This window comes from Archangium sp. (genome assembly GCF_036388035.1).
Lineage (GTDB): Bacteria > Myxococcota > Myxococcia > Myxococcales > Myxococcaceae > Archangium.
This window is the reverse complement of sequence record NZ_DASVSO010000144.1, coordinates 1-9,035: the sequence shown is the minus strand read 5'-3', so window position 1 is coordinate 9,035 and position 9,035 is coordinate 1. Positions and strand designations below refer to the sequence as shown.

The following is a 9,035-nucleotide window of genomic DNA, read 5'->3' as shown; positions in this document are numbered from 1 at the left end:
GGTACTGCACCCGGCCCGGGCCTCCCGCTGCCTTCGCGGCCTCAGCCCACTTCGGTGGTCCGGGCCCGCTCCGTGGCGGGGGCTGCACTCCGCGCGCGCAGACCCCGGGCGAGCGAGTCCGCGGCCCGCTCCACCGCCGCGCGCGCCGCGTCCACCGCCCCTCCCATGCTGAAGAAGCCGTGGATGAGCCGCTCCTCGCAGACCGCCTCTACGGGGACCCCGGCCCGCTGCAGCTTCGCCGCGTAGGCCTCGCCCTCGTCGCGCAGTGGGTCGAACCCGGCCGTCAGCACGTAGGCCGGCGCCAGGTGGGGCGGCACGTCCGCCCAGAGCGGAGAGCCGAGCGGGTCGCGCTCCTGGCGCGCGGGGTCGTCGAGGTAGCAGGCGAGGAAGAAGTCCATGCCCTCCTTCTCAAGGAGGAAGCCGTGAGCGTAGGTCCGGTGCGAGGTGTGCGAGCGGGTCAGGTCCGTGGCCGGGTAGACGAGGAGTTGGAAGCAGACCGCCGTCCCCTCCTCGCGTGCCACCACGGCGGCGAGGTTGCCGCCCGCGGAGTCGCCCGCCACGGCGATGCGCGCGGGGTCCACGCCGAGCTCGCCGGCGTGCGCCACCACCCAGCGGAACGCCGCGAGCGCGTCGCGGGGGGCCGTGGGGAAGGGATGCTCGGGGGCCATGCGGTAGTCCACCGCGAGCACGAGGCAGCCAGCGCGCTGTGCCAGCAGGCGGCACACCCCGTCGTGCGAGACGAGGCTGCCCTGCACCCAGCCTCCGCCGTGGAAGAAGACGCACAGGGGGCGCGGCGTGCCGTCCGGCGCCCGCGGCGTGTAGAGGCGCGCCCGGAGCGTGGCCCCCGGCACCGGGAGCGTGAGGTCCTCCACGCGGTGCAGCGGCACGGGCGGCACGTCCACCAGGGAGGCCTGCGCGTCCATCTTCTGCCGCATCAGCGCCACGCGGGACCGGTCGTGCGTGGGGCGCAGCCGGGCCGCCAGCCACACGAGCAGCTGTGTCTGCGGGTCCAGCGGGTGGCCGCGGTCGTTGCGCGGGGCGGGGCCGAGCATTCGCCCCAGCACCGCGGGGGGCAGGGAGAAGAGGGCGCGGGTGGAGAGGCCGAGCAGTCGCGAGGAGAGCGGGGGCATGGGGCGTCGGAGCCTAGCTGCTCCCGGCCTGCGCCGCACAGGGTGGGACGAGTCGTTTGACACCTTCACTGGGCCGGCCCGACCCCCGGCCTGAGTCTGCTTCGACTCCACCCGCCCCAATTCCTAGCGTGCCAGTTCGAGGCCAATCGCCCGTGTCCGTTTGACATTGGGCTGGTAAGGCCTATGTTACAGAGCGCAACCCCCTGACGAGTCGTAACGTTGGCGGCGATGCGCCGAAGACATATCGCTTCTTCCTGGGTGTGGATGCCCTTCGGCGCCTTGAATCAAATCCCTCGCACAATCCAATCCCTTCCCCGGAGTGCCTTCATGGCTACTCAGCACAGCAGCGCTATGCGTATCGCATGGGTCCTTTCCTTCTCCGCTCTTCTCGCTACCTCCACCCTGGCCGCGTGCGGGGGTCCCGATGAGACCGGCGTCGTGCCCACGGTGAGCTCGTCGCACCCCGCGGATGGAGCCAGCGGCGTGCCCCGCAACGTGAGGCTCGCCGTGGCCTTCAGCGAGGCGATGGATCCGCTCTCGCTCACCACGGCGTCCTTCGCCCTGAAGCAGGGGAGCACGCAGGTCCCAGGCACCGTGGTCGCGGGAGACGACGGGACGACGGTGATCTTCACCCCCACGAACAGCCTGGCAGCCAACACGCTCTTCACGGGGGTCATCACGGTCAAGGCCAAGACTCCGGCGGGCAGGGCCCTGGCGACAGAGCACACCTGGAGCTTCACCACGGGAGCCACCGATGACACGGTTCCCCCCGTGGTCAGCGCTGTCAATCCGCCCAACGGCGGCACCGGTGTCCCCATCAACGCGAAGCTCACCGTGACGTTCAGCAAGGCCATGGACCCGCGCTCGCTCGAGACGTCCACCTTCACCGTGAAGCAGGGCACCACGCCGGTTCCCGGCACCGTGGCCTACGGGACCACGGGCACGACGGCGATCTTCACCCCCACGAGCAACCTGGCGGGCAGCACGGCCTTCACCGCCGAGCTCTCGACCGACGTCATGGATCTGGTAGGCACCCGCCTGGCCCGTGCGTTCTCCTGGAGCTTCACGACCGGGACCACCGAGGCGAAGGGGCCGGCGCCCGTGGGCCTTGGGCTGGCGGGCAATTATGCGGTGCTCGCCAAGACGGCCATCTCGACCGTTCCGGCCTCCGCCGTGACAGGAGATATTGGAATCAGCCCCGCCGCCGCGAGCTTCATCACGGGCTTCTCGTTGGTCGCCGATGCGACGAATGTCTTCTCCACCTCCTCGCAGTTGATCGGCAAGGCCTACGCCGCCAACTATGCGGTGCCGACTCCGTCCAACCTCACCACGGCCATCAGCAACATGGAGAGCGCCTACAGCGACGCCGCCGGACGGCCCACGCCTGACTTCCTCGAGCTCGGCACCGGGAACATCGGTGGGCTGACGCTCGTCCCGGGGCTCTACAAGTGGACGAGCACGGTGACAATCCCGGTGGATGTCGTCCTCTCGGGCGGGGCGAATGATGTCTGGATCTTCCAGACGACGGGAGACCTCACGATGAGCGCGGGCAAGAAGGTCACCCTGAGCGGCGGCGCACGGGCCCAGAATATCTTCTGGCAGGTCGCTGGCCAGACGACCTTCGGAGCAGACTCCCACTTCGAGGGGATCATCCTGTCCAAGACGGACATCACGCTCCAGACGGGTGCGACGATGAACGGCCGGGCCTTGGCACAGACCCAGGTGGCGCTCCAGCAAGCGACCGTCACCCAGCCGGCTCCGTAGGCCCTGTGCCACGGGCACTGGAGGGCCTTGAGGAGGACATCGTTCTCTTCTCGTGGCGTGACCATCGGCTTCCCCTCAGCATGTCTTTTCGTCCACTGGCCCGCCGAGCGGACGAACACACGCGGGCCGTAGGTCTGGATTTGCCGGATCGCCATGGATCTCTGTAGACAGGGGCCTCCGACTTTTTGGGGGTAGTCCAGTCCATGCCGTATCGCATCGAGCCCACCTCGCGGTGGGCTCTTTTTTTTGCCCTTTTGACGCTGACCGCTTGTGGTGATTCGGATGAGGTGGGAGCCACGGCTCCCCCGAAGCGGACGGTCCAGGCGCTCGGCGAACACCGGCACTCCCCGGCGCTGTTCGAGCCACGGTGGCTCGAGGTGAAGTTCCAGGCGGGAGCCCACGTGCGGCTCCGCGGCGGCAGACCCGTGGATCTCGCCGGCAAGCGTCTCGTCTCCCACCGGGCGCGGAGGCTCCTGCACCTGCTCGAGGCAGGCGTGTGGACGCGCTCGCACCAGCTCGGGGAGGACGCGCTCGAGGAACTGCGCCAGGAGGGCGAGCGGCACTCAGGCGCGCACGTGCCGGACCTCAACCTCTACTTTCGCCTGCGCGTGCCCCCCGGCATGGCCATCGAGACCGTGCTCGGTGAGCTGGCCGAGCTGGAGGATGTCGAGGCGGTCCACCGCATCCCGCTCCCAGCCGAGGCGCCCCTGCCTCCGGATTACAGCTCCCCGAGCAGCAGTTCCTCCCAGGCCTACCTGAACGCCGCGCCCTCCGGCATCGACGCCCGCGCGGCCTGGAGCGTCCTGGGCGGACGTGGCGCCAACGTCCGGATTTGTGACGTCGAGTACAGCTACGACCACAACCACGCGGACCTGGGAAGCGTCACCTGGGTTGGCCCGGCCGCGGTGGATCCGATGAACGACCCTCATCACGGCACCGCCGTGCTCGGCATTCTTCGTGGCTTGGACAATGGCTTTGGCGTCCGTGGCATCGCGGACCAGGCCGCGCTCTCCTTCGCCGCCGCCAACACCGCCTCTGGCTATAACGTTGGCGCCGCTGTCACCCATTGCGCCCATGCCTCGAGCCCGGGTGACATCATCCTCATCGAGCAACAGCTCAACGGGCCCAACGCGAACCCCGGCAACCCGGGCAATGGCCAGTTCGGCCTCGTCGCCGTGGAGTGGTACAAGCCCTACTACGACGCCATCGTGGCCGCCGTTGCAGCCGGGCGCGTGGTGGTCGAGGTCGCTGGCAACGGGGAGCAGAACCTGGACGCTCCCATCTACCAGACAGGAAACAACGGCCATTACCCTTTCCTGCCACGAAATGACTCCGGCGCCATCCTCGTCGGTGCTGGCCAGTCACCTGTCTCCGGCGGCACGCCGCGCGCTCCGAGCTGGTTCACGAACTACGGCGCGACGGTCGACCTCCAGGGATGGGGAGACTCGGTCCTCACCGCCGGGTATGGGGACCTCTACAGCTCCGAGGGCTCCCCGCAGGGGTACACGGCCACGTTTGCTGGCACCTCCAGCGCCGCCCCCATCGTCGCGGGTGCGGCCGCGTCCCTCCAGGGCGTCTACCGGGCTCGCAACGGCGGGACTCCCGCCTCCCCGGCGCTCATCAAGAAGCTGCTTCAAGACGGAGCCACGGCGCAGCAGGGCACGGGCAACATCGGGGGACTGCCGAACCTGGCACGGAGCCTCACCGCGGACATGAGGGCCCCGCCAGCGCTGTCCGTCATCAGCGAAGCGTTCGACAGCACGGCGGGTGGCATGACGGTCGTGCGGGGTGGCTCCTGGACGGTCAGTGGCGGGCGCTACGTGCTGTCCTCGCCCGCCTCGGGCACGGCGGAGATGGGGAACGGCAACCTGGCGGTGCATGGCACGTCGCTCTCCGGAGACTTCACGCTCACCACCCAGGCCAAGGCGCAGGGGACCAGCGGCAGCTGGGACGACTTCTCGGTGGTGTTCCACTACACGGACACGTCGAACTACTACTTCGCGAGCTTCAACGAGGGGAACGACTCCTCCACCCATGGCCTCTTCCGGGTGCAGGCGGGCCGGGTGACGCAACTCGCTGACTTCACCAGCGTCATCAGCGGCGGCGTCGACTATTCGATCAAGGTGGAGCGCCTGGGCTCGATGATCCGCGTGTCTCGCAACGGCGTGCTGGCCGCCGAGGTGACGGACTCGACGTTCACCTCGGGGAAGGTGGGCTACGGCACTCGCAATGATCCGGTGTCGTTCGACAACCTCCGCGTCACCCGGTAGGCCTTCAACCCCCTCCTCCACGGCTGGAGGCGCTCATTCGTGCCGCGGGGGGACGCGGGAGGCGGGTGGAGCGCCAGTGGGCGCACGGGCGGGAGGGGGCGCGGGCTCGAGACGACGCGCGTGCACGAAGGTGGGGGGCGGGTAGCGGGCGGAGTCCGGAAGGTGGACGAGCTGGGCGAGGGAGCGGTTGCGCCCCGTGCTGAGGGAGACCTGGGTCCGGTCCCCGGGCGTGTCCGAGTCCGAGAAGACGAGGGAGAAGAGCCGCTTCCAGGAGTCCGACCGTGGAGAGCCGCCGAGCGTGGAGAGCGGCAGGTCCACGAGGAAGGTGTCCCCCTCGAGTGCCACGGTGGGCAGGGGCCGGGTGGGGCCGGCGGGCTGGAGCCATCGGACGAGGGGGGCTCCCTGGCCGGTACGTGCCACCCAGAGCTGGGTCCTGGGGTCGTTGTTCCACTGGAGCACCAGGTGGTCCACGCCGAGCAGCTCCGGGTCGCTCAGGGTCTCCGAGGCGGGGACGGGAAGGTCATCGCGCACGTGGATGCGCAGGCGCAGGGTGTCGGCGCCCAGGGCAAGCGCGCTGACGCGCATGGACGCGTCCTTCTCCCCCTTCCACTGCTCGCGCCCGTCGAGGACATGGTTGAAGGTGGGAGGGAGCGCGGCGGCGGCCTCGGGGGTGGCGAGCACGGGGACGAGGGCGCTCTCGACGTCGTACGAGCGCTGCTCGCGCGCTAACGGGGTGGGGGCGCCGCTGCTCCAGCCGACGATGAGCCGGTCCCAGTCCAGAGAGAGGTTGCCCGTTGTCCCGTGGACCAACGGGTTGTCGCCTTGCCCGGACGCGACGTCGACGAGCCGGCCCTCACGAAACGCGAGGCTGGCGCTCCACCACTGATAGGTGCCCGTCACGAAGAGCTTCAGTCGGGTGGGGAGCGGCTTCGCGTGGGGGGGCGGGGAGGGGCAGGGGAGTTGTTCGCGCTCGAAGTCGAGGGCCCAGAGGACTCCCGGCGCCTGCTCCAGCACATAGACGGAGGAAGAGGGCGCGCGAGGGTCACACAGCCGGGCCATGTGCTCCTGGGCGGGATCCTCGTCGAGCTGGGCGGGGGAAACCCAGGAGACGGAGAGGGAGCGCTCGCGGGCGTAGGCGTCGAGCTGTTCACGGAAGGAGGGCGCGGCCGTCACGAGGGGAGGCGCGAGGAGGAGCGAGACGAGGAGCGCGCGAGGGCCGAAGGGAAGGCGCATGAGAGGGAGAAGAGCAGGGATAGGAGAAGGAGGACACCCTCCAGGAAACCCGCCCAGGGTGTCTCCGCCCAGGGTGTCAGACGACTCGTAGGGGGGACTCGCTCGGCCGCCGAGCAGCCGCGCGCTCCCACCCCCACTCCGGTCATCCGTCCCAGGTGGATTTAACTTGAGGACATGTCCGACGCGTTCACCTACCTGGAGGTCGCGGGTCGTCCTGTGCGCATCAGCCGGCCGGACAAGGTCTTCTTCTCCGCGCGCGGCGAGACGAAGCTCGACCTCATCGAGTACTACCTGGCCGTCGGTGAAGGCATGCTTCGCGGCGTCCGCGAGCGCCCGTGCGCCCTCAAGCGATACCCGGACGGCGCCGAAGGCGCCTTCTTCTTCCAGAAGCGGGTTCCGGCTGGCATGCCCGAGTGGCTCCAAACCGCCGAGGTGACTTTTCCCAGCGGCCGGAGCGCGGACGAGCTCTGCCCGGTGGACCTGGCGCATGTCGTCTGGGCGGTGAACCTCGGCTGTCTGGACTTCAACCCGCATCCGGTACGTCGGAGTGATCTCTCGCACCCGGACGAACTCCGCATCGACCTCGACCCGCAGCCGGGCGTGCGCTTTTCCACCGTGCGCGAGGTCGCCCTGTGCGTGCACGAGGTGCTCGAGGAGCACGGGCTCGTGGGATACCCGAAGACGTCCGGGTCGCGCGGCATTCACGTCTATGTCCGGCTCGCACCGCGCTGGGACTTCACCCAGGTTCGCCACGCCGCGCTCGCGCTCGCGCGTGAGGTGGAGCGGCGCATGCCGCGCAAGGCGACGAGCGCCTGGTGGAAGAAGGAGCGCGGCCGGCGGGTATTCGTGGACTTCAACCAGAATGCGAAGGACAGGACCATCGCCTCTGTCTATTCCGTGCGTGCCAACCCCGAAGCGCGCGTGTCCTGCCCGCTGCGCTGGGACGAGGTCGCGGACGTGGAGCCCGAGGAGCTCACGCTCGCCACCGTGCCCCGGCGTTACAAGAAGCTCGGCGATGTCTGGGCAACGATGGATGCGCGGGCCTTCGCGCTCGACAGCCTTCTCGAGCTCTTCGAGCGACAGAAGGCCGCGGGGCTCGGTGAAGCCCCCTTTCCTCCGCACTTCGAAAAGCAGAAGGACGAACCGCTCCGTGCGCCGCCCGGCGCGGGCGCTCTCCGCGCGAAACCGGCGCTCGCGGCACGTGCGCGGCGACAGCCGCGTCGCGGCGGAAGCCGTTGAGCTGACCCCTGTCAGCAACACCGCAGTCAATGGGCAGTGGCGGCCTCGAGCTCGGAGGCGAAGACCTCGGCGAGCTCGGCCGGGACCGAGCGCTCCAATTGCGCGTAGGTGCACGAGCGCGGCGTTCGGTCCGGGCGCCACCTTCGGAAGTGCGTGGCGTGACGAAAGCGCATGCCCTGCAGGTGGTCGTACGCCACCTCGACGACGAGCTCCAGGCGCACGGGCTCCCAGCTCAGGTCGCGCTTCGCGCTCCAGCGGCTCTGGGCCCCTGGCATCCGGACCGTGTCGTCCTCCACCTCCGCCCACTCGCGCCAGGGGTGCGTCTCCATCGCCCGCCTTCGGTACGGCTCGAGCTTCTTCGCGAGCTCCACCCGCTGCTTCGCGGTGAACCCCGTGGCGACGCCCGCGTGGTGCAGCGTGCCTTGCACATCGTAGAGGCCGAGCACCAACGAGCCGATGCCCTGGCCGTCCTTGTGCCAGCGAAAGCCACCGACGACGCAGTCCGCGGTGCGCTCGTGCTTCACTTTGTACATCTCGCGCTTGCCTTCAAGGTACGGCAGGGCGAGCGGCTTGACGACGACGCCATCGAGCCCGGCACCCTCGAAGCGGCGGAACCAGGCCTCGGCCACCTCGCGACTGCGCGTGGCGGGCGTGAGGTGAATCGGCGCCCGGACACCCGCGAGCGCTTTCTGGAGCAACGTCCTGCGCTCGTGGAAGGGCCGTGGCCGCAAGTCTCGCTTGTCGAGCGCGAGCAGGTCGAAAGCCACGAACGAGGCGGGCGTCTCCACGGCGAGCTTCCGAATGCGGGAAGCCGCCGGGTGGATGCGCTGCAACAGCGCGTCGAAATCGAGCCCGCCGTCCTCGCCCACGATGACGATTTCACCGTCGACGACGCAGCGGCGCGGCAGATGCGTGCGGAGGGACTCGACGAGCTCGGGGAAGTAGCGCGTCATCGGCCGCTCGTTGCGGCTGCCGAGGATGACCTCGTCCCCGTCGCGATAGACGATGGCGCGGAAGCCGTCCCATTTCGGCTCGTAGAGCACCTCGCCTTCCCCCGGGAGCTCTCGCACCAGCCTGGCGAGCATGGGCGACACCGGAGGCAGGACGGGCAGCTTCATGAGGGGAAGCTGGGACCGACCCGAGCGGCGATCAACCCGGAGCACGGGCGTCCCGCCGCTGATGCCTGCTCGCTCAGCGACCGGGTCATCCCGCCGCCCGGTCTCTGCGTCGTCTGGTCAGAGCCAGCAGGGCAGCTCCAGCACCTGCGGCGGGGGCGGCTACGGCGGCTGCGGAGGGGAGTGAGCGGGGCCGTCTCCGTGTAGGCTTGGCGTCAGCGCGTGGTGGACTGGCAGGAGCCCCCGAATGAATCCCCTGGCTTGGAGCGTCGATGACTCCCTCG

Annotated in this window: 6 protein-coding genes; 3 read left to right on the top strand and 3 right to left on the bottom strand. The window is 69.6% G+C overall.

Annotation, left to right across the window (positions count from 1 at the left end; genetic code table 11):
• Positions 1-41 precede the first annotated feature (41 nt).
• Positions 42-1,130, bottom strand: coding sequence for an alpha/beta hydrolase (locus tag VF697_RS06360; protein WP_331092593.1), 1,089 nt, complete (start codon positions 1,128-1,130; stop codon positions 42-44).
• Positions 1,131-1,568: 438 nt separating this feature from the next.
• On the opposite strand from VF697_RS06360, the gene VF697_RS06355 reads away from it, so the two are divergent.
• Together VF697_RS06355 and VF697_RS06350 are read left to right on the top strand one after the other, a co-directional pair.
• Positions 1,569-2,894 carry an ice-binding family protein gene (locus VF697_RS06355; protein ID WP_331092592.1) on the top strand — a complete coding sequence of 442 codons (1,326 nt, stop codon included), beginning with the start codon at positions 1,569-1,571 and terminating at the stop codon, positions 2,892-2,894.
• A 287-nt stretch (positions 2,895-3,181) separates the two neighbouring features.
• Positions 3,182-5,164: a S8 family serine peptidase gene (locus tag VF697_RS06350; protein WP_331092591.1), complete on the top strand. Its 1,983-nt coding sequence runs from the start codon at positions 3,182-3,184 to the stop codon at positions 5,162-5,164.
• Positions 5,165-5,197: 33 nt separating this feature from the next.
• Here VF697_RS06350 and VF697_RS06345 read toward each other — a convergent pair whose 3' ends face one another.
• Positions 5,198-6,397, bottom strand: a complete 1,200-nt coding sequence (locus VF697_RS06345; RefSeq protein WP_331092590.1) for a hypothetical protein — start codon at positions 6,395-6,397, stop codon at positions 5,198-5,200.
• A gap of 174 nt (positions 6,398-6,571) precedes the next feature.
• On the opposite strand from VF697_RS06345, the gene ligD reads away from it, so the two are divergent.
• A complete protein-coding gene (gene ligD / locus VF697_RS06340) occupies positions 6,572-7,636 on the top strand; it encodes a non-homologous end-joining DNA ligase (protein ID WP_331092589.1) in 1,065 nt (354 codons plus the stop codon).
• A gap of 26 nt (positions 7,637-7,662) precedes the next feature.
• On the opposite strand, the gene VF697_RS06335 is transcribed toward ligD, so the two are convergent.
• Positions 7,663-8,754 (bottom strand): ATP-dependent DNA ligase, encoded by a 1,092-nt coding sequence (locus VF697_RS06335; protein WP_331092588.1) that lies wholly within the window; start codon positions 8,752-8,754, stop codon positions 7,663-7,665.
• Positions 8,755-9,035: the final 281 nt, after the last annotated feature.